Annotated in this window: 18 protein-coding genes and 1 riboswitch; of the genes, 13 read left to right on the forward strand and 5 right to left on the reverse strand. The window is 61.4% G+C overall.

Going from position 1 to position 19,528, the window contains the following annotated elements; all coding sequences use genetic code 11:
- Positions 1-16: 16 nt before the first annotated feature.
- Entirely contained in the window at positions 17-2,125 is a 2,109-nt protein-coding gene (locus EGJ68_RS07015; protein WP_123033735.1) for a TonB-dependent receptor, read from the reverse strand.
- Positions 2,126-2,175: 50 nt separating this feature from the next.
- Positions 2,176-2,277: riboswitch (TPP riboswitch) on the reverse strand.
- A gap of 143 nt (positions 2,278-2,420) precedes the next feature.
- Here EGJ68_RS07015 and EGJ68_RS07020 point away from each other — a divergent pair.
- The 8 genes from EGJ68_RS07020 to sat all read left to right on the forward strand — a co-directional run bounded on the left by EGJ68_RS07020 (position 2,421) and on the right by sat (position 9,706).
- Positions 2,421-3,563 (forward strand): GGDEF domain-containing protein, encoded by a 1,143-nt coding sequence (locus EGJ68_RS07020; RefSeq protein WP_123033736.1) that lies wholly within the window; start codon positions 2,421-2,423, stop codon positions 3,561-3,563.
- Positions 3,564-3,584: 21 nt separating this feature from the next.
- Positions 3,585-4,232, forward strand: coding sequence for a carbonate dehydratase (can, locus tag EGJ68_RS07025; RefSeq protein ID WP_027950752.1), 648 nt, complete (start codon positions 3,585-3,587; stop codon positions 4,230-4,232).
- Between the two features lie 74 nt (positions 4,233-4,306).
- Complete coding sequence (locus tag EGJ68_RS07030; protein ID WP_199227945.1) at positions 4,307-5,239, forward strand: NAD-dependent epimerase/dehydratase family protein; 933 nt, start codon at positions 4,307-4,309, stop codon at positions 5,237-5,239.
- A 25-nt stretch (positions 5,240-5,264) separates the two neighbouring features.
- Positions 5,265-5,441, forward strand: a complete 177-nt coding sequence (locus tag EGJ68_RS18095) for a hypothetical protein (protein ID WP_158283551.1) — start codon at positions 5,265-5,267, stop codon at positions 5,439-5,441.
- A 97-nt stretch (positions 5,442-5,538) separates the two neighbouring features.
- Positions 5,539-6,663 carry a DUF1214 domain-containing protein gene (locus tag EGJ68_RS07035; protein ID WP_123033737.1) on the forward strand — a complete coding sequence of 375 codons (1,125 nt, stop codon included), beginning with the start codon at positions 5,539-5,541 and terminating at the stop codon, positions 6,661-6,663.
- Positions 6,650-7,825, forward strand: a complete 1,176-nt coding sequence (locus EGJ68_RS07040) for a sulfotransferase family protein (protein WP_158283552.1) — start codon at positions 6,650-6,652, stop codon at positions 7,823-7,825. Before EGJ68_RS07035 ends, EGJ68_RS07040 begins: the two co-directional genes overlap by 14 nt.
- 57 nt (positions 7,826-7,882) lie before the next feature.
- Positions 7,883-8,500 carry an adenylyl-sulfate kinase gene (cysC, locus tag EGJ68_RS07045; RefSeq protein WP_123033738.1) on the forward strand — a complete coding sequence of 206 codons (618 nt, stop codon included), beginning with the start codon at positions 7,883-7,885 and terminating at the stop codon, positions 8,498-8,500.
- A 24-nt stretch (positions 8,501-8,524) separates the two neighbouring features.
- Entirely contained in the window at positions 8,525-9,706 is a 1,182-nt protein-coding gene (gene sat, locus EGJ68_RS07050) for a sulfate adenylyltransferase (RefSeq protein ID WP_123033739.1), read from the forward strand.
- A 53-nt stretch (positions 9,707-9,759) separates the two neighbouring features.
- Here sat and EGJ68_RS07055 read toward each other — a convergent pair whose 3' ends face one another.
- Positions 9,760-10,200 (reverse strand): TlpA family protein disulfide reductase, encoded by a 441-nt coding sequence (locus EGJ68_RS07055; RefSeq protein ID WP_233248701.1) that lies wholly within the window; start codon positions 10,198-10,200, stop codon positions 9,760-9,762.
- A 131-nt stretch (positions 10,201-10,331) separates the two neighbouring features.
- Between EGJ68_RS07055 and arsC the strand changes: the two genes are divergently transcribed.
- The 4 genes from arsC to sppA are packed head-to-tail and all read left to right on the forward strand — an operon-like array spanning position 10,332 to position 13,529.
- The gene (gene arsC / locus EGJ68_RS07060) at positions 10,332-10,682 is read left to right on the forward strand and encodes an arsenate reductase (glutaredoxin) (RefSeq protein ID WP_123033740.1); all 351 of its coding nucleotides are present in this window, start codon (positions 10,332-10,334) and stop codon (positions 10,680-10,682) included.
- Positions 10,682-11,299 carry an NAD(P)H:quinone oxidoreductase gene (gene wrbA, locus EGJ68_RS07065; protein WP_123033741.1) on the forward strand — a complete coding sequence of 206 codons (618 nt, stop codon included), beginning with the start codon at positions 10,682-10,684 and terminating at the stop codon, positions 11,297-11,299. The genes arsC and wrbA overlap by 1 nt, the downstream gene beginning before the upstream one ends.
- Entirely contained in the window at positions 11,296-11,688 is a 393-nt protein-coding gene (locus EGJ68_RS07070) for a DUF2069 domain-containing protein (protein WP_123033742.1), read from the forward strand. Before wrbA ends, EGJ68_RS07070 begins: the two co-directional genes overlap by 4 nt.
- A complete protein-coding gene (gene sppA / locus EGJ68_RS07075) occupies positions 11,685-13,529 on the forward strand; it encodes a signal peptide peptidase SppA (RefSeq protein ID WP_123033743.1) in 1,845 nt (614 codons plus the stop codon). Before EGJ68_RS07070 ends, sppA begins: the two co-directional genes overlap by 4 nt.
- A gap of 6 nt (positions 13,530-13,535) precedes the next feature.
- Here the strand turns inward: sppA and EGJ68_RS07080 are convergent, their stop codons facing one another.
- The 3 genes from EGJ68_RS07080 to EGJ68_RS07090 form a co-directional block, all read right to left on the reverse strand.
- Positions 13,536-16,667, reverse strand: coding sequence for an efflux RND transporter permease subunit (locus EGJ68_RS07080; protein WP_123033744.1), 3,132 nt, complete (start codon positions 16,665-16,667; stop codon positions 13,536-13,538).
- Positions 16,664-17,932, reverse strand: a complete 1,269-nt coding sequence (locus tag EGJ68_RS07085) for an efflux RND transporter periplasmic adaptor subunit (protein WP_158283553.1) — start codon at positions 17,930-17,932, stop codon at positions 16,664-16,666. Before EGJ68_RS07085 ends, EGJ68_RS07080 begins: the two co-directional genes overlap by 4 nt.
- A gap of 136 nt (positions 17,933-18,068) precedes the next feature.
- Positions 18,069-18,887, reverse strand: a complete 819-nt coding sequence (locus EGJ68_RS07090; protein WP_123033746.1) for a mechanosensitive ion channel family protein — start codon at positions 18,885-18,887, stop codon at positions 18,069-18,071.
- A 179-nt stretch (positions 18,888-19,066) separates the two neighbouring features.
- On the opposite strand from EGJ68_RS07090, the gene EGJ68_RS07095 reads away from it, so the two are divergent.
- Positions 19,067-19,522 carry a MaoC family dehydratase gene (locus EGJ68_RS07095; protein ID WP_123033747.1) on the forward strand — a complete coding sequence of 152 codons (456 nt, stop codon included), beginning with the start codon at positions 19,067-19,069 and terminating at the stop codon, positions 19,520-19,522.
- Positions 19,523-19,528: the final 6 nt, after the last annotated feature.

The raw sequence follows: 19,528 nt of genomic DNA on the forward strand, positions 1-19,528 counted from the left end.
GGAATCCTCTCTGTTATCAGAACTGGTAGCTCGCGCTCACACCAACGCGACGTGGTTCACCGAACTGGTAGTAGGGTTCAACCGCATAGCCATTGCGGGGGTCGTTGCCGAAGGCGCCGAAGCCTCGCGTGGCGTAGTCCCGGTCGGCGAGGTTGCGGGCCCACAGCGCTACGTCCCAGTTGCCGGCGGCCCAGCCCAGGCGCAGGTGCACCAGCTCGTAGGCCGCTGAGCGCACGTCGTGACGGTCAGAGAAGTAGAAACTGTCGCGAGCCTCCACATCGATGCGCGCATAAGTGTGTTCCGTCAGCGCGAGGCGGCCTCCCAGCGCCGCCTGATAGCTCGGCGCATGGGCCTGCTCGCGACCCGCCAGGTTGGTGCCGTCGGCGTTGATATAGCGATCGAAGCTGGCGTCCAGGAGACCGAGGTTGGCGTAGAGCTCCAGCGACGCGTTTACCAACCAGTCGAGTTCGAGCTCCAGCCCATAGTTGTGCCCCCGGGCGGCGTTGTTGGTGTAGTCGAGAAACGCGGTGCTGCCGTCCTCTCGCGGCAAAGGCACGGAGCCTTTTACCTGCTGGTCGTTGCGGTCCATGTAGAACAGGGCCAATCGACTCCGCAAGTTGCCGTCGAGTACCTCGGCCTTATACCCGAGTTCGTAGTTGAGCAGTGTCTCTTCGTCAAAACGGCCGAGGCCGGCCAGCAGGGCCTCCTGTTCGGGGCTGGCTGTTGTGCCTGCGCTGGCGAGAACGACGGCATTTACGCCGTTGCCGCGGTAACCGCGCGAAATGCTGGCATACCACAGCGCGCCGTCAGCGGGCTGGTATTCGAGGGCCAGACGCGCGCCCCACAGGTTCTTTTCAACCTGTTCGTCAACGCCATTGCTATCGATGTAGTCCGTGCGGCGCTGCTCCAGGCGCAGGCCGCTGGACAGTGTCAGGCTGTCGCTGAGTCGGGTATCCAGCTGCCCGAACACGGCCGCTGTGTCGGTGTCGTAACGGCTGTTGAACGGCGCGTCGAGGTAGGTGTACTGGCGATCCAGGTCCTCGCGATCGCCCAGGTAATAGAGGCCGGCGACCCAGTCCGAACGGCCGTTAAACAGGCGTGACTGGTCGTTGGACAGTAACCTCAGTTGGCCGCTGACGCTGTCGCGCTCGCGCAGATAGCGGTCAAAAGAGCTGTACTCCAGTTCCGGCGCGATGCCCACAAAACTCCAGTCCTCGTCGAAGCTGTACTCGGTGTCGGTTGTGGCGACTGTCAGCTGCGCCTCGATATCCAGCGACGAGCGCGCGGCTTTCCAGTTGAGGCTGCCAGCGCTGGTCTCCTGCCGGTCGCGACCGGGCTCATCGGACAGCGTGCGACGCGTGTTATCCAGCGAGAACGCATCGTAGCCGTTGTCGATGTCGGCCAGCACAAGGCTCAGGTCGAGTGTGTCCGAATCCGAGGCCAGCCAGCGCAGGCGCGCACGCACGGTCGTCTCGTCGCGCTCATTGGTGTCGTCGCGTTGCAGGAAATCATTGCTGTAGTAGCCGTCGCTGCGGTATTGCTGCACAGCCACGCGGTACAGCAGCTGTTCACCCGCCAGCGGGCCGGTGCCGACAACACCCAGTGCCTGGGTATTGTAGTCGGCGACGGTGGCTTCCAGGCGCAACCCCGGGGTGGCCTCGGGCGCTGCGCTGCGAATATTCACCAGGCCGGCGAGGGCGTTGGCGCCATGCAACGTGCCCTGGGGGCCGCGCAATACCTCGACCTGGGCGATATCGAACAAAGTGCCGATGCCACCTAGCCCACTGACATCAATGCCGTCGATCAGCAATCCCACAGAGGGGTTTAGGGGTTCCTGAAACTGACTGCGCTCACCAATGCCGCGGATCTGGAAGTAGCGTGCGCGCGCGGCGCCGCTCGCATAGTTGAGGTTCGGAATGACATTGAGCACCTCCTCGAGATGCTGTGCAGCGCGCTCGCGCAAGCCGTCGCTGGTGAGCACGCTGGTCGACGTGGACTGGCTCAAAAGCGGTGTGTCGCGCCACTCAGCCGTGACCAAAACCTCGCTCAGTTCTTGCGACGTGGCCGTGGTAGCGGCGAGCAGGGTAGTGAGGAGCGTGGTGCCAAATGTGTAGGATGTCTTCATCGGGTTCTCCATTAAGAACAGCAAGAGAACCGGTTGGATATGCGGAATGAACAGGAGACGTGCACCTATCCCTACGCCGGTCCTAACCGGGTCAGGTTCAAAGGGTTTACCGCAAGCGGTATCTCAGGCCGAAGCCACCCCCAGGTTTGCAAGCATGCCCGCCGAATATTGGTAACAGATTGTTACATTGCAAGGCGGGCTGTGTTTGCAACGCGAGTATAGGCCGCTTACACTGATAAGCCAATAACTGTGTCCATTGCAGGCGTATTTTGCCCTGCTAACGGCGGGATCCCGAATGTCGGATGACTCTGTGTACGATGTGTTCCCTGGCGAAGAAATTGAAGCGGCACCAGCACCTGCCAGCCCTGCGGAAGTGCGCGAACAGCGCCGCTCCGAAACCATCCAGCTGAACCGCTGGCTGGTCGACCAGGCGAGGCAGATGCAACGCATGATGCTCGACGCGCCTGATCTCGGCGCACTGCTTGAAGTGCTGCTGGTCAGCATGCCCCGGCATTTCGGGTTCCGTATTGCGGAGCTCTGGCTCTATGACCCCGAGAGTGTGCTGGCGGGCCTTATGGTATCGGGTCATCGCTACGGTCATTACTTGCAGCTGCATCACGATGTGTTTGAAATGCAGGAGCTCTACGACATGGAGCCCGAGGTGATGCTGCTGGACGCCACCGATTCCCGCATGTTTGAGGTGTTGAAAACGGATCAGGGTATTCAGCATGCGCTGCTGGTGCCGCTGATGGATTCGGGCCGACTTCTGGGAAGTTATCACTGCGGTTTTGTCGATCACCCCATGGAAACTACGCCGGCGGATGGCGAGGTGGTAACCCATCTGGCCTCGGTGGTATCCCAGAGCTTCAAGAATGCAGTGAGTCGGCAGCAGATTTCCCGCCTGACCATGCTGGACCCGCTCACCCAGATCAGCAACCTGCGCGGCTTCGAGAAAGATATTGCACGCGAGATCGCCCGCGCCAGACGCGGCAACGAGGCCTTGTCCGTACTGATGCTGGAGGTCGATGAGTTTGAAGAGCTGTATCGGCACTACGGTGAGATCACGGGCCGTTTCGTGTTGAAAAAGGTCACCGAGCGCGTCTCATCAGGCCTGCGCGCCACCGACTACCTCGCCCGCCTGTCGGACTCTCGCCTGGCGGTGCTTCTGCCCGGTACCAGTGAGTCATCCTCCATCGATGTGGCAGAACGTATTCGCCGGGACATCGAAAATTTCCTGATAGATGATGGCCGTGGCGCGGTGCTTCAGGTTACGCTTAGCCTCGGTCTTGTCACGTGGGAGCCAGAGCAGTACCCCGCGGTTGACATGGCGCAGCTGGCGCGGCAAATGCAGAGTGCCAGCTCGAAAGCTGTGCAGAGCGCGGTCGCGGGTAATGGTAATCAACTCAAACTCGGCCGTCTCTCCACCCTGATGATTTGATCTTGGAGACCGGCTGTGCCCTTGAGGAGTATCGACGACCTTTTTGACAACAACCGTGCCTGGGCGCAGTCCGTAAAAACCTCTGATCCCGATTTTTTCGAGAAACTGGCGAACCAGCAAAGCCCGGAGTATCTGTGGATTGGCTGCTCGGACAGCCGCGTTCCGGCCAACCAGATTGTCGGCCTCCTGCCGGGCGAGGTGTTTGTTCATCGTAACGTCGCCAACATGGTGGTGCATACTGACTTCAATTGCCTCACCGTGTTGCAGTACGCCGTGGATGTGTTGCGGGTAAAACACGTTCTGGTGGTGGGGCACTACAATTGCGGCGGCGTGCGCGCCGCGTTCGAGAATCGCGACAACGGGCTTATCGACAACTGGCTGCGCAACATCAAGGACGTTCAGCAACGCCACCGTCGACGTATTGCGGCACTCGAGAGCGACGAAGAGCGGGTGAACCTTCTCTGCGAGCTCAACGTCATCAGCCAGGTTTCGAATGTGTGCCATACCACCATTGTGCAGAATGCCTGGGCGCGCAATCAGGCGCTGTCGGTGCACGGTTGGGTGTACAGCCTCAAGGACGGTCTCATCCAGGATCTACAATGTACGGTGACCGGCCCTGAACAGATATCCGAAGTGTACCGTGTACTGCCGGATCGCGAGGACTTTTGATCCCCCGAACGGGTGAGCCGTAGGGGGGCTCCGGCAGGCTAGACTGCCCCCTGAGCATCCACAGGAGGTAAGCCATGACAGCCCAGCCAGTAAATATTGCCGGCAGTAAAATCCTTATCACGGGCCCTACCGGGCAGGTGGCGGCACCGGTCATTGACGCCTGGGCCGGGCAAGCGGAACTGACCGCGCTGGCACGCTTCAGTGATCCCGCGCAACGCAGCGCGTTGGAGGAAAAGGGGGTTCGCTGCGTGGCGGCCGACCTCGCAGACCCCACGGCGCTGAAGGGCCTGGCCGACGACTTCGATTACGTTTTGAACTTTGCCGTGGTGAAAACCGACAGCTTTGATTACGACCTGGCCGCGAATGCGGAGGGCTTGGGGCGGTTGATGCTGCACTGCCGCAGCGTCAAGGCCTTCCTGCACCTGTCGTCAACTGCCGTGTACGAGTACGCCGGCCATGCACCGCGGGCCGAGGACGCGCCGCTGGGTGACAACCACCGCTCCATGTTCCCGACTTACAGCATCAGCAAGATCGCTGCGGAAACCGTGTGCCGTTTCGTGGCGCACCAGTTCGGCATTCCGGCAACGATCGCCCGGCTCAGCGTGCCCTACGGCAACAATGGCGGCTGGCCCTGGTACCACCTGCTGATGATGGAGCAGGGCGTTCCCATTGACGTGCATCCCGAGCGCCCAAATCTGTACAACCTCCTGCATACGGATGATTACATCGAAAAACTGCCGCTACTGCTCGGTGCTGCGAGCAACGAGGTGACCACCGTGAACTTTGGTGGCTCGCAGGCCGTCAGCATCGAGGACTGGTGTGCCTGGCTGACCGAGCTGACCGGGCTGGAGCCCGAGTTTCGCGACAGCCCCACCGCCTTCGGCAGCCTGGCGATCGACACCAGCCGTATGCATGACTTGATCGGTCCGACCCGCGTGGACTGGCGCGAAGGGGTGCGCAACATGGTCGCAACACTCTCGCCACACTTACTCAAGTCCGGCGCCTGAAGGCTGGCGGGGCAGGGGGCGGCGGGTGACGCAATTGTTGCTGCTGTTGGTGCTGGTGTTCAGCGCCGTCGCCCTTATGGTGGTGCTGGGTGAACGTTTTGCCCGGCCCATGCCGGCGGAGCGGGTGCGGCGCCTGCAGCGCTGGCTCTTGCCGTTGGTGGGGTTGATGTTACTGCTGTCTCTCGCCAGCCAGTACTGGTAGACGGGTCACCCTTCAGGGTGATGCGCGCGGGCGTAAAAAACTGCACACTGCCGCGTTCCGATAATAAGTCTGATGGTTGCCCCCGGGGAGGCTGATTATGTCGACGTCCGAACTCGAAGCATTGCGCAGTGGCCAGTTGTGGGAAGAATTCTGCGAAGGGCTGAAAAGTGCCGGCAAGGAGATTCTCGCCGCCGGTGTACCCGAGGATGACCTCAGTCGGGCGGAGGGTTACCGCTATCTCACGCGCCTGCTGCGCCTGAGCCTGGAGAAACATCTGGAGTTCAACGATCCAGCCTGCCCCCAGTTCTATTCCCTGTCCCACGAAACCGCCAAGATCGGCAATGACAATCCCGACAACTTCTACCAGAACTGTGCGGTGGATGGGCAGCGCAGCTATCGTATTACCGGTAACGCGGGCCAGGTGGAATACCTGAGCATGGAAACCAAGGCCGGCTCCTTCGCCGGTCAGGGTGATATGGCGCCCACCGGGCATGTCACTCTGGATGATCTGGAACTGGGCCCCAACGGCGAGTTCGAGCTGCTGGTCAGCGCCACGCCGCAAGCGGGAAACTGGTTGCCCATGACCGAGGCCTCAGACAATATCCTGGTGCGTCAGACCTTTCGCGACCGCGCGCGGGAGCCGAAGCTCGAGTTGCGTATTGAATGCCTGGATCAGCAGGATGCGCCGGTACTTGACCCCGTAGAGTTCGTCAGCCAGCTGCAGCGTGTGGTGCCCTTCGTCAACGGCACGGCCGGGCTGTTCCGCAACTGGATGCTGGGCTTCGCCGAGCACATCAACGCACTGCCGCCCAACGACCAGCAGATGTGCCTGCGTGCCGGGGGCGACCCTGCAATTTTCTATCACAACAGTTACTGGCAGCTGGCACCGGACGAGGCCTTGGTGATCGAGTTCATGCCACCCAGTGACTGTCGCACGTGGAACTTTCAGTTATCCAATTTCTGGATGGAGTCGCTGGATTACCGCTTCCAGCGCATCCACATCAACCGCAGCGGGGCGCGCTACGAGGCGGATGGCAGTGTGCGCATCGTGGTGGCGGCAGAAAACCCCGGCAGCGCCTTCCCCAACTGGCTGAGTACGGCTGGCCACCGTTGCGGCAGCATGCTGCTGCGCTATGTGGAAGCTTCCGATCATCCCCCGGTGCGCACACGCCTGGTTACGCTGGATACACTCAAGGCAGGAGAATTCAATGACCACACCTGAGCTGGCGCTGGATGCCGATGCACTGGTCGCCGCCGCGAAAGCGGTAGACGGGCTCGAGGATTTCGGGGACGACAGTTATCGCGAACCGCTGGAAAGGCTGTTGTGGTCGCTGGTGCACGAGGCGGACCTGAATCCGATCGGGCGCCCGGCAATGGCACAACGGATGCTCGATATTCTGTCTACCCGGCTGCGGGTACAGGAATGGCTGCGGCGACACCCGGAAATCCTCGATGAAGAGATCGTTGCGCCCCTGGTGATTGTCGGCTTGCCGCGTACTGGCACGACCATGCTGCACCGCACGATTGCGGCGGATAATCGTATGTATGCCCCCCTGTGGTACGAAACACGCTTTCCCTGTCCGGACCTCGACTGGGACTTCACCGCCGCCGGCGATCGCCGCATACGCGATGCCAAGGCCGAAGTAAAAATGATGGTCGACAGCAACCCGGACCTGCTCGCCGTGCACCCGCTGGATGCGATGGAGCCGGACGAAGACATCATGTTGCTGGAGCAGTCCTTCTACAGTTTCAATATTCAGGCGCTGGCACATGTGCCGAGTTTCGACGCCTGGATAGAAGCTCAGGACCACACCATCGGCTATGAATACCTGAAGCTCCTGCTGCAGTTCCTGCAGTGGCAGAAGAAACGCAGTGGTCAAAGTGGCGAGCGCTGGGCGCTGAAAGCACCGCATCACCTGCATTACATGGACCTGGTGTTTCGCATTTTCCCGGACGCCCGCGTGGTACAATCGCACCGCGATCCGGTCGAGACAATTCCCTCGCTGGCCAGCATGATCGCCAACGTGTGGAAGGTCTATTCCGACTCCGCGGACCCGGTGGAAGTGGGTCGGCAGTGGGCGCGCAAGTTTGCCAAGGGCATGCAGCATACGATCGACGTGCGCCGCGAGCTGGGCCCCGAACGCTTCCTCGACCTCTGGTTCAAGGACACGGTAAGCCAGCCGCTGGTGGAGATTGGTCGCGTGTATGATTTTCTCGGTATGGACCTGACGCCCCAGGCGAGTGTGGAAATGGCGCGCTGGCAGGATTCCAATCGACGTGAATTGCGCCCGGCCCACGCCTATACCCTGGACCAGTTCGGCCTCACCGAGGAAGGGCTCAAGGAACAATTCAAGGGCTATCGCGAAGCCTTTATCCTGAAGTAATACCACTTTCGCCGGGCGAGCGGCGAACAACACGCATCACTGCACGAGAGAGAACACATGGCAGAGCAAAAAGCGACAAACGTTCACTGGCACGAGGGTGACATCACCCGTGAGCACCGGGAAAAGCTGTTGGGCCACAAGGGGGCGACCCTCTGGTTTACCGGCCTGTCCGGCAGTGGCAAAAGCACGGTGGCGGTCGAGCTGGAAGGGCGCCTGAACGAGATGGGCGTACTCGCCTATCGTCTGGACGGTGATAACGTGCGCCTGGGTATCAACCGCAATCTCGGGTTCAGCGCTGACGACCGCACGGAAAACATCCGTCGCATCGGGGAAATTTCCAAGCTGTTTGTGGACTGCGGTATCGTCACACTGAGCAGCTTTATCAGCCCCTATGCCAGCGATCGCAATCAGGTGCGTGAACTGCACGAGGCGGCGGGCATGGATTTCATTGAAATCCACGTTGACTGTTCCCTGGAAGCGGCTGAAGCCCGCGATCCCAAGGGCCTGTACAAGAAAGCGCGCGCCGGTGAAATCAAGAACTTCACAGGCATTGATGACCCCTACGAGGCCCCGTTCAAGCCAGAGGTGCACCTGCACTCGGACCAGCAGACGCTGGCTGAAGAGGTGGATGCCATCATTGCCCTGCTGCGCGAGCGCGGCATCATCAAGTCCTGACCCTTACCCCGAACGGAGACAATCATGATCAAGCCACACGGCTCAGACGAGCTGCATGCCTTATACGTTGCCGATGACGCCCGTCGCGAGGCGCTGCTCAAGGAGGCCGAGCAACTGCCGTCGTTGCTGCTGAACTCCGCCGCCGCCGCTAACGCGGTCATGCTCGGCGCCGGCTATTTCAACCCGTTGAAGGGATACATGAACCTGACCGATAGCCTGAGCGTAGCGGAGAAGCTACAGACGTCTGAGGGTCTGTTCTGGCCTGTACCGATCGTCAACCTGACAGAGGCTACCGATATTCAGCCCGGCAGCCGCATCGCCCTGCGCGACCCCAACGTGGATGGCCACCCGGTGCTGGCGGTGATGCAGGTGGAGGCGGCTGAGCATGTCGCCGATGAGCAGATCGATTTTATCGCCGAGAAGGTGTTCCGCACGCTGGATCCCTCACACCCGGGCGTCGCCACCTTCAAGTCCCTGGGGCGCACGCTGCTTTCTGGGCCGATTGAGGTGCTCAACTTCTCCTACTTCCCCGGCGAGTTTCCTGACACGTTCCGCACCGCCGTCGAGATTCGTGCGGAAATTGCCTCGCGCGGTTGGAACAAGGTGGTGGCCTTCCAGACCCGCAATCCCATGCACCGTGCTCACGAAGAGCTTTGTCGCATGGCCATGGAAGACCTGGACGCGGACGGCATCCTCATTCACATGCTGTTGGGCAAGCTGAAGCCGGGCGATATTCCTGCGGATGTTCGCGACGCCTCCATTCGCAAAATGGTCGATGTGTATTTCCCCCCCAATACGGTGATGGTGACAGGCTACGGCTTTGACATGCTCTACGCGGGGCCACGCGAGGCAGTTTTGCATGCAGTCTTCCGCCAGAACTGCGGCTGCACGCACCTGATCGTCGGCCGTGACCACGCCGGGGTGGGTGACTATTACGGTGGTTTTGACGCGCAGACCATTTTTGATGAAGAGGTGCCTGCCGGCGCGCTGCAGCTGGAGATCTACAACGCGGATCACACGGCCTACAGCAAGAAGCTGGACCGGGTGGTGATGATGCGTGATGCGCCCGACCACAGTCCGGAGGACTTCGTGCTGCTGTCAGGCACCAAGGTACGTGAAATGCTCGGTAACGGCATTGCGCCACCGCCCGAGTTCTCACGTCCGGAAGTGGCGAAAATCCTTATGGACTACTACCAGAGCCTGTAAGCCTTGCCGGGTCGGCGCGCCGCAGTGCCGACCCGCCTTCCCGCTGGAGTCGCTCAGTCTGCTCCGTCTGCATGCACCGTCGCCGCAAGCAGGGACTCCAGCGTTTGTGGCCCGATCAGGGTATCCAGCAGTTCCCCCTCGGGATTGATGATCAGCGTGGTGGGCAGTACTGAGGGCCGATTCAGGCCGAGCAGTGCCGCCGGGTCCTCTGCCAGTGTTCTGAAACCGACCTGCAGTGTGTCCAGTTGTGTTTGCAGGTCTTCGCCGGTGGCGCCATCATAATTTACGCCCAGCACGGTGATTGCATCGTAGTCACTGTCCAGCGCGTTCAGTTCCGGTATCTCCTTGATGCAGGGTTTGCACCACTCGGCCCAGTAGTTGATCACAACCCACTGGCCGTGCAGGTCGCGCAGGAGGTCGGCATTGCTCTGGGGTGCGGATGGCTGGCACGCCGCCAGCGTCAGCAGTAGCAGGGTCAGGCAGGCGGTTCTCACGGGTGTTGCACTCCTCTCGTCGTTGATGGCGCGGGTTCATACCGGCGGACGCAGTATGCCATGATTGGATGGCGGCGCCGCGCCCATTCCTTTTGCTATAATGTACGCCGTTTTTCTCTGGGGAGTTTTCCGTGAGCGAGTTCCAGATTTACCATAATCCGCGCTGCTCCAAGTCGCGTGCAACGCTGGCCCTGCTGCACGCACACGGCGTCGAGCCCGAGGTGATTCCCTACCTGGAGCAGCCGCTGTCGGCAGCGGCGCTCAAGCGGTTGCTGAAAACGCTCGCCGTGCCCGCGAGCGGGTTGATCCGGCGCGGGGAACCTGAGTTCAAGACAGCGGGATTGCACGCTGCCAGTAGCGAGGCAGAACTGCTCGCTGCCATGGCGGCTCATCCCAAGCTGATGGAGCGGCCGGTAGTGGTGCGCGGTGAGCAGGCCGTGATTGGCCGGCCACCGGAGAATGTGCTGGCGCTGCTCGACTGATGGCGGAGCCCTATATTCTGGTGCTGTACTACAGTCGCCACGGTGCTACCGCAGCGATGGCATCGCAGGTCGCGCGCGGCGTGGAAACGGTAGCCGGGATGAGCGCGCGCCTGCGCACGGTGCCGGCAATTTCGGCGACCTGCGAGGCGGTTGAGGATGCGATCCCGGCCGATGGGCCCCTGTATTGTGAGCTCGATGAACTGGCGGCTTGCGCCGGCCTGGTGTTGGGCAGTCCCACACGCTTCGGCAATATGGCGGCACCGCTCAAGTATTTCCTCGATCAGAGCTCCGGCCTCTGGTTGAGCGGTGCACTTATCGACAAACCCGCTGCCGTATTCACCTCGACCTCAAGCCTGCACGGCGGCCAGGAGTCCACCCTGCTCAGTATGTTGTTACCCTTGTTGCACCACGGGATGGTGGCCGCCGGGCTGCCTTACAGCGAGCCGGGTCTGATGACGGCCTCTGCGGGCGGCACACCCTACGGGGCCTCCCACTGGGCCGGCCCCGATAATCAGAAGCGACTGGACCCGCAGGAAGCGGCGCTCTGTCGTGCCCTGGGCGCCCGCGTCGGTCGCCTCGCTCTGTCATTGGGCCAGTCCTCGGGAGACGCGTCATGAACAGCAGCACGCAACGTCGAGGTGCCAGCCTGTGGCTGTGGCGCCTCACTTGGTTGAGCTGGGGGGTACTCATCTGCCAGACAACCGGGTCTCTTGCCCTGACCCAGCCCCCGTGGATTATCTGGTTGGGCAGCCTGTTGCCCTTGACGCTGTTTGTCCACGGCATGCTGCGCGATCGCCTGCGCAGCTTTATCTGGTTGTGCTTTGTCTCCCTGCTCTACTTCATCGCGCTGGTGGAGCGCCTGTTTGCAACACCCTGGGCGCCGTTGCCCTGGATAGGTATGGTGGCGGTTGTGGCACTTTTCTGCAGCGCCATGTTTTACGTGCGTGCGCGTGCCCGTGAATGGCACGCTGCCACCCCTGCACCTGCTTCGGAGTCATCGCCATGAGCCGCCCTTCGCCAATACGCCGGTTTTTCTCCGCCCTCTGGCGTGGGTTGACCTGGTTTCGTCTGGCCCTCTCCAACCTGCTGTTTCTCGCTTTTCTTGTGCTCATTTACGTGCTGTATTTCAGCGGCGGGCCACCGCCCCAGCCGGAAAAAGCCGCTCTGCTGCTGAACCTGAGCGGCACGCTGGTGGAAGAGAAATCCGAGGTGAATCCGCTGCAGGCACTTGCTGGCGAGCCTTCCCCGGCGGATCGCGAGATCGCGCTGCGCGATGTGCTGGATGCGGTACACGAGGCGGCACAGGACCCAGCCATCACTGCGCTCGTCATGGAGCTCGACTTTCTGGTTTCGGCAGGTATCAGCAAGAGTATGGAGATTGCGGCAGCGATTGACGCGTTCAAGGCCAGCGGCAAGCCGGTGATCGCCCTCGGCGATTATTTCACGCAAGACCAGTATCTGCTGGCCAGCCAGGCAGATGAGGTGATTCTCCACCCCATGGGCGCGGTGCCGCTGGAGGGGTTCGCCAGCTACCGCAATCACTTCCGTGAGGCACTGGATAAAGCCCTGGTCTCCATGCATGTGTTTCATGCCGGCGAGCACAAGTCGATGGCCGAGCCCTTTCTGCGCGACGACATGTCACCGGCGGAGAAAGTCATCACGTCGGCCTGGTTGCAGGACCTGTGGGGGGAATATATCGGCGTAGTGGAGTCCCGGCGCAACCTCCCGGCTGGGAGTATTGACCGTTACATCAACCGCTACGCCGAGCGTATGGCGGCGGCCGGCGGTGATGCGGCACGTGTGGCCCAGGAGCAGGGCCTGGTTGACACCTTGCTGTCGCGGCCAGACGCCAACGATTACCTGGTGGAGCAGGTGGGTGCGGCGAATGAAGAAGGCTTTTACGAGGCCGTATTTTTCGAAGCCTATATTAATAGCAAGCGCCCCATGGGGCTGACGCCCATGATGGAAGACCGCGTAGCCGTGGTGACTGCCGAGGGCAATATCATGACCGGTGAGCAGCCCCCTGGCACCATCGGTGGCGACTCCCTGGCGCGCTTGCTGCGCCAGACTGCCGAACAGCCGGGGGTGAAGGCCCTGGTGATCCGGGTGAATACCGGCGGCGGCAGCGTGCTGGCGGCCGAGCGTATCCGGCAGGCCATTGGGCGCATTCGCGAAGCCGGCATGCCGGTGGTGATCTCCATGGGCGCCATTGCGGCATCGGGGGGCTACTATATTGCGGCGGAGGCGGATGAGATCTGGGCGACGCCCACCACTATCACCGGCAGCATCGGTGTCTTTGCCGCTTTTCCGACCTTCGAGCGTCTGCTGGATCGCCTGGGGGTGAATACCGACGGTGTCGGTACTACTGAGCTTGCGGGGTCGCTGCGCCTGGATCGACCACTGGACCCGCAGGTGGCGGCAACGCTGGCGACGGGGGTGAATTTCACCTACCGGGAGTTCCTCGACATCGTGGCCACTGGCCGTGGTTTGGCCGAGGAGGCCGTACAGGCTGCCGCCGGTGGCCGGGTGTGGAGTGCACCTGATGCACAGGCGTTGGGCCTGATCGATGAACTGGGTTCACTGCGCGAGGCGGTCGCGGCAGCGGCGGAGCTCGGCGGCCTGGACCGCAACAACCACGCGGTAGAGTACGTGCAACAACCCCTGTCACCCCGCGACATGCTGCTGCGACAGCTCGCCTCTCGGGTCGGTATGTCGGGCAGTTTGCCCTTCATGGATACGGGGTTACAGCAGTTGTTGCAGCCCGTGGCAACGGCGGCGCGTACACTCACTGAACTCAATGACCCCACGCATCGGTACATGCGCTGCCTGGGTTGTGCGGCGCCCTGATCGGATTTACTGCGCGGGCAGGGGGTCGTTTCCGGTGTCGGGCCTGCGCCAGTGCTTCAAGTCCAGCAGGATCATGTAAAGCGCGGGGACCAGCAACAGCGTAATCACCGTGGCAAACACGATGCCGAAGGCCAGTGACACCGCCATCGGCACGATTTCCTGTGCCTGGGCACTGCGCTCCAGCAGCATCGGTGCGAGGCCGAAAAACGTGGTCAGGGAGGTGAGCAGAATGGCGCGGAAGCGCTGCGAGCCCGACTCCACCACGGCGCGCAGAGGTTCCACGCCGCTCTTGATCGCATTGTTGATGTGGTCGACCAGAATCAGGCTGTCATTCACCACCACGCCGCTCAGGGCAATCACGCCCATCAGTGACATCATGCTCAGGGGGTAGCCCGTGAGCCAGTGTCCGACCACCGCGCCGATCACGCCAAACGGTATCACCCCCATGATGATCAATGGCTGCAGGTATGATCGCGTGGGAATAGCCAGCAAGGCATAGATGCCAAACAGGGCGAGACCAAAGCCGATCAGCATGCTGTTTACCATCTTGCTTTCCTCGTCAGCCATGCCGGCAACGGCATAGCTGAGTCCGGGGTACGTCTGCAGCAGGGTGGGCAATACGGACTTTTTGAGGTCGGCGACAATGCGCGCCGGCTCCACCAGGTCCTTGTTGGCCTCAGCAGTCACCTCGGCGGCACGCTGGTAATTGATGTGCGTGACCTTGCGCAGGCCCTGCTTGACCTCCATTGTGGCGACGGTCTGGAAGGGGATTGCCTGGCCATCCGGTGTGCGGATATACATTCCCTGCAGTGTGTCTACGGTTTCGCGGTCGGCCCGCGGGTAGCGCACCATCACCTTGACTTCGTCGAGGCCACGTTGCATACGCTGGGCCTCGGCGCCGTAGAACGCACTGCGCACCTGGTTCGCCACGGCGTAGCGCGACAGCCCCAGGGCCTCGCCTTCGGGCAGCAGTTCAATGTGGAACTCATCTGCCGTATCGCTGGCGCCATTGCGTACGTCATACACCCCGTCGTAGCGGTGGATAGCCGTTTCCAACTCTGCCGCCGCCGCGCGCAATGTGGTGAAATCCCGGTGCATGAGGTCAAAGGCGATGGCGGGCCCGAAGCCCGGACCATCGGCACTGCTGATGGACAGTACCTTGGTGCCGTGGAGCACGCCCACCGCCTCGCGCCAGCGCCGCTCCACCTCGCGAGTGGAAATGCTGCGCTGGTCTTCCTTGGTCAGTTCGATGTCCACGCCGCCGGTGGTGCGGCCGCTGCCGTAGGCGAACACATGATTGACCAGGTGTTCATTGCCCCCCGTTGCCTCGCGGTGTGCAGCTTCCACTGTGTCGAGCGCTGCCACGATATGCTCAATGGTCGCCAGTGTGCGCTCCTCGGGGCTACCCTCGGTCATTTCCAGCTGGACGGAAATGAACTCGCCGGGTACATCCGGGGCAATGACCGTGCGCACAATCCCGCCCGCGACCAGCCCGCTGCAGAGCACCAGCAGCGCCATGAAGGCGGCCAGGGTAACGTAGCGGTTGCGGATGCAGCGCTGCATCAGGGGGCTGTAACGGTGTTCGACAAAGCGCTTGAGGCCGTGATTGACCTGCTGTTGGCGCCGGTCGACCGCAAGCAGGAGGCGGTTGCGGGTGGGCGTGCTGTGCGCCAGGTGGGCCGGCAGAATCCACTTGGATTCCACCAGTGAGAACAACAGGCAGAGAATAACCACCCAGCCACAGGCTTCGGGGAATGCGGCAAACACTCCCTCCATGAACAGCGTGGGCGCGAACGCGACGATGGTGGTGAGTACGCCGAAGGTGGCGGGTACGGCAACCTTGTTCACGCCGTTGACCACACTCTGGATACTGTGTCCGTGACGTTCCTGTTCGGTGTAGGCACTTTCGCCCATGATGATGGCATCATCCACCACAATGCCCAGTACCAGTATGAAGCCGAACAGGCTGATCATGTTGAGACTGGCATGAATATACGGTGTGTTGATCAGTGCCATGGCGCCGAGGAAGCAGACGGGAATACCCAGCATGACCCAGAACGCGAGTTTGATTTCCAGAAACAGCGCCAGCACGATGAACACCAGCAGTGCGCCCATGGCCAGGTTTTTCAGCATCATGCCCAGGCGGCCTTCCAGGTAGAAGGTGATATCCGACCAGATGTCCAGACTGGCCGCCGCGGGCAGCTGCCCCTGCTTCTGCTCGACCCAGGCGCGTGTCGCTTTCGCTGTGTCGAGGATGTCCTGCTTGCCCATGGCAAACACCTGAATGCCAAGAGAGTAGCGGCCGTTGAAGCGTGCAAAGCCGCTGTCCTCGACGAAGCCGTCACGCACGGTTGCAATATCGCCGAGCAAGAGCCGGGTCCCGTCCGCGAAGCTGCGCAGCACAATGGATTCAAAATCCTGCTGCACGTAGGCCTGCCCTTGCGTACGCAGCAGGATATCGCCCTGTCGCGTGCGCAGGGAGCCGGCGGGCAGGTCCAGCGACGAACGCGCAATCACGTCGGCTACATCGCTCAGGGTCAGGTGGTATTCACGCAGCAGCGACTCGGAGATTTCGATCGAGACTTCGTAGTCGCGCGCGCCAACCACCTCCGCTGCAGATACCTCCGGCAGCGTCAGCAAGTCGCGGCGAATGTCCTCGGCCAGCGTTTTCATGCTGCGTTCATCCAGCTCACCGGAAAGCTGTAACTGCAGCGCGGGGAACTGCAGTTCGGGCTGGCTGATGATGGCTTTTTCGGCGTTGGCCGGAAAGTGCTGAATGGCGTCGATGCGGTTTTTAATGTCGCCCAGCAGGGCGTTCATGTCGATGCCTTCCTGGGGCTCCACCATCACCCGCGCGTGTGAATCCAGTGCGTCGGACTCGACCCGCTTGATGCCGTCCAGATCGTTGATGGCCTCCTCGATTTTCAACACAATGCCCTGTTCGACTTCCTCCGGCGAGGCGCCGGGATAGGACATGTTGATGAAGATCAGCTCAATGTCGAAGGAGGGGAAGATTGACCGCTGGATGTTGAAGGCAGAGCCGAGGCCGACCACCAGAATGATGGCCATAAGCAGGTTGGCGGCAACGGGGTTGTGCGCAAACCAGGCAATAACGCCACCTTGGCGATGGGTGCTCATGCGGAGGGTGTCTCACCGGCCACTGCAGTGGCGGCATCAGCGGCAACATCGCCAGCGGTGGCCTGGCGCCCATCGGCCTGGTTGCGCTGGCGCAGTTCGCGACTGCTGACGCGCGAGACCACACTGACTTCGGCACCGGTGAGCGCGCTGTCCAGTGTGGTGAGTATCACCTCGTCGCCATCCTCCAGACCGGCCGACACATAGACGAAATCACCGCCGGTGTTCAGGGTGGTCACCACACGGTTACGCACCAGGTTATTGTCGTCCACTACGGCCACGTTGTCGCCGGCGCGCATGACATAGCGGGGCAGGGCAACCAGTCCGGGCATGGGTCGGCCGGCAATATTCGCCGTCACGAAAGTACCGATACGCAGGGGCTGTGGCTCCGGGCTGCTCAGGCCGTAGGGGTCTTCAATACGCGCCACCACGTACAGGACCCTGGAGCGCTCGTCGAAGACACCCTCGCTGCGGTGTAGCGTGGCTGGCCAGTGGGTGACATCGCCGTTGACGTCGGTGTACAGGTCGATGGCAGCGCCGGCCTTGCCGGAGCCCACACCGGGCAAGTCGAGATAGGGCAGGCGTGTTTGCGGAATAGGCAGGCGCACTTCGGCGAGCGCTACCGAAAATACCTCTGTGAGTTGGGTGCCAGGCGTCACAAACTGCCCCACCTCCGCGTATTTGGCCCCGATCAGCGCCCTGTAAGGGGCGCGTACGATGGTTCTGTCAAGATCATCCTGTGCGGTTTGCAGGTCGGCGCGGGCCGCCAGCAGCTGCGCCTCAACCTGGGCCAGTTGTGGCTTGCGCAGGTAGAGATCACGCGCCTCGTCGCTGCGCTGGCTGCCCGCTGGCAGTTTTTCCCATTCTCGCCTGGCTACGTCGGCGCGACCACGCTCCTGCAGCTGCTCGCTTTCCGCGGAACGCAATGCCGCCTCGGCCCGCGCCAGACGCGCCTGGTAGTCTCGCGGGTCGATGCGCAGCAGCACATCTCCCTGATTGACGAAGCCGCCAACGTTGAAGGCCTCCGACACCGCCACAATACGTCCCTGCACTTCAGCCAGCAGGGTGGTTTGCTGCAGCGGAGACACAGTACCCTGCGCCTGCATGGGGATGCGGATGGTTTCCTTTTCAGCCACGACCACATCGACGGTAATGGGCACGTAAACCGGCTCGCTGATTTCGGTGTCTGGCCGCATCGTGTATAGCAGTGCGGTGATGAGGGCGGCTGCCAGCAATAGCACGCAGGCAACAACGAATTGACGCTTCACAGTGGCCACATGTTTTACCGTTCTGATGCTCTGGTTGCCCGCCACAGGCGAGCAGACCAGAGGGGACACGAAGCGGCCTTTATATCACATAGGCACCGCTGCAGGCTGTGAAATACTGTTAATACACTCGCTTGCGTTAATCTTGCTGCGGCGTGTGTACGTCCATCTGTGGGAACGGGATGGTGATACCGGCGTCGTCGAACTTCAGCTTTACTGCTTCCGTGGTATCCCAGAGAACTGCCCAGTAGTCCTCCGACTTTACCCAGGGGCGCACCAGGAAGTTCACGCTGGAGTCGGCCAGTTCGCCGACCACGATAGTGGGAGCCGGGTCGCTCAGCACACGCTCGTCCGCTGCAATGATGTCTTCCAGCAACTGCTTGGCCTTGCGCAGGTCATCGCCGTAGGAAACGCCAAACACCAGATCGACCCGGCGCGTGGGGCGTGCAGAGAAGTTGGTGATGTTGTTGCCCAGCACTGCGCTGTTGGGCACGATAATTTCCTTGTTGTCCGGCGTGGTGAGCGTGGTGGTGAAAATGCTGATGTTCTCCACCGTGCCCATGGCACCACCCGCCTCTACAAAATTTCCTTTGGTGAAGGGACGAAAGATGATCAGCAGCACCCCGGCCGCCAGGTTGGCGAGAGACCCTTGCAGGGAAAGGCCGATGGCGAGGCCCGCCGCACCGAGCAGAGCGACCATCGATGTGGTATCAATGCCCAGCTTGCTGAGCGCCGCGATAATGACGAACAGCAACAGAATCCAGTGCAGGATGGCGGTGAGAAACTTGACCAGCACTTCATCCATGCGCCGTGCAACCATGAATTTTTCAACCCAGCGCGAAACGGCAGCCACCACGATACGGCCGACATAAAATATCGCGATGGCGAAAATGATGCGCGTGCCCCAGGGGATAACGTAGAGCTGAAGCAGCTCGTTCGGGTCGAGATTCTCAAGCATGTTCTGGCCTCCTGTGTGTGAGTGCCTTCAATATACCGCAATACCGCCGACCCTGCAGGAGGGCTGGCCCCTGGGTGTGTGGCTCCTGCGTGGTGGGAAACGTTAAACCACGGCCGCTGTCGACCCTCGCTGCGGGTGTTATAGTCATCGCTACACGTTTTTGTCACAGGAACAGCCGCATGACCACAGTTTTTGAAAATCCCGCCGCCTTGCTGGGCACCGAAGGAACAGCGCTGGGCTGTAGCGATTGGCTACAGATCGAACAACAGCGTATTGACCTGTTTGCCGAGGCAACCGGTGACCACCAGTGGATTCACGTCGATCCCGAGCGCGCGGCCACGGGCCCTTTTGGCAAGACCATCGCCCACGGCTATCTTACGTTGTCGCTGGCGAACCTGTTTCTGCCACAGCTGTTGCAAGTGAACAAGGTATCCATGGGCGTGAATTACGGCTGTGACAAGGTGCGCTTTCCGGCGCCGGTACCCGTCGGCAGCCGGGTGCGGGGGTGCGGTGAAATTCTTGCTGCGGAGGAGGTGAAGGGCGGTGTGCAGGTCGTGGTGAGAGTGACCATCGAGGTGGAAGGCAGTGATCGTCCCGCCTGCGTTATCGACACCATCAGCCGCTTCTTTCCTTGAGTCGCA

The sequence above is a fragment of the Haliea alexandrii genome (assembly GCF_003719295.1).
Taxonomy (GTDB): domain Bacteria; phylum Pseudomonadota; class Gammaproteobacteria; order Pseudomonadales; family Halieaceae; genus Haliea; species Haliea alexandrii.

Excerpts from the sequence above, each read along its gene's own strand:
- EGJ68_RS07020 (WP_123033736.1), top strand. The coding sequence starts at position 2,421 with ATGTCGGATGACTCTGTGTACGATGTGTTCCCTGGCGAAGAAATTGAA.
- sat (WP_123033739.1), top strand. The coding sequence starts at position 8,525 with ATGATCAAGCCACACGGCTCAGACGAGCTGCATGCCTTATACGTTGCC.
- EGJ68_RS07070 (WP_123033742.1), top strand. The coding sequence starts at position 11,296 with ATGAACAGCAGCACGCAACGTCGAGGTGCCAGCCTGTGGCTGTGGCGC.
- EGJ68_RS07035 (WP_123033737.1), top strand. The coding sequence starts at position 5,539 with ATGTCGACGTCCGAACTCGAAGCATTGCGCAGTGGCCAGTTGTGGGAA.
- EGJ68_RS07095 (WP_123033747.1), top strand. The coding sequence starts at position 19,067 with ATGACCACAGTTTTTGAAAATCCCGCCGCCTTGCTGGGCACCGAAGGA.
- cysC (WP_123033738.1), top strand. The coding sequence starts at position 7,883 with ATGGCAGAGCAAAAAGCGACAAACGTTCACTGGCACGAGGGTGACATC.
- EGJ68_RS07030 (WP_199227945.1), top strand. The coding sequence starts at position 4,307 with ATGACAGCCCAGCCAGTAAATATTGCCGGCAGTAAAATCCTTATCACG.
- EGJ68_RS07040 (WP_158283552.1), top strand. The coding sequence starts at position 6,650 with ATGACCACACCTGAGCTGGCGCTGGATGCCGATGCACTGGTCGCCGCC.
- wrbA (WP_123033741.1), top strand. The coding sequence starts at position 10,682 with ATGGCGGAGCCCTATATTCTGGTGCTGTACTACAGTCGCCACGGTGCT.
- EGJ68_RS07090 (WP_123033746.1), bottom strand. The coding sequence starts at position 18,887 with ATGCTTGAGAATCTCGACCCGAACGAGCTGCTTCAGCTCTACGTTATC.
- EGJ68_RS07080 (WP_123033744.1), bottom strand. The coding sequence starts at position 16,667 with ATGAGCACCCATCGCCAAGGTGGCGTTATTGCCTGGTTTGCGCACAAC.
- sppA (WP_123033743.1), top strand. The coding sequence starts at position 11,685 with ATGAGCCGCCCTTCGCCAATACGCCGGTTTTTCTCCGCCCTCTGGCGT.
- EGJ68_RS07015 (WP_123033735.1), bottom strand. The coding sequence starts at position 2,125 with ATGAAGACATCCTACACATTTGGCACCACGCTCCTCACTACCCTGCTC.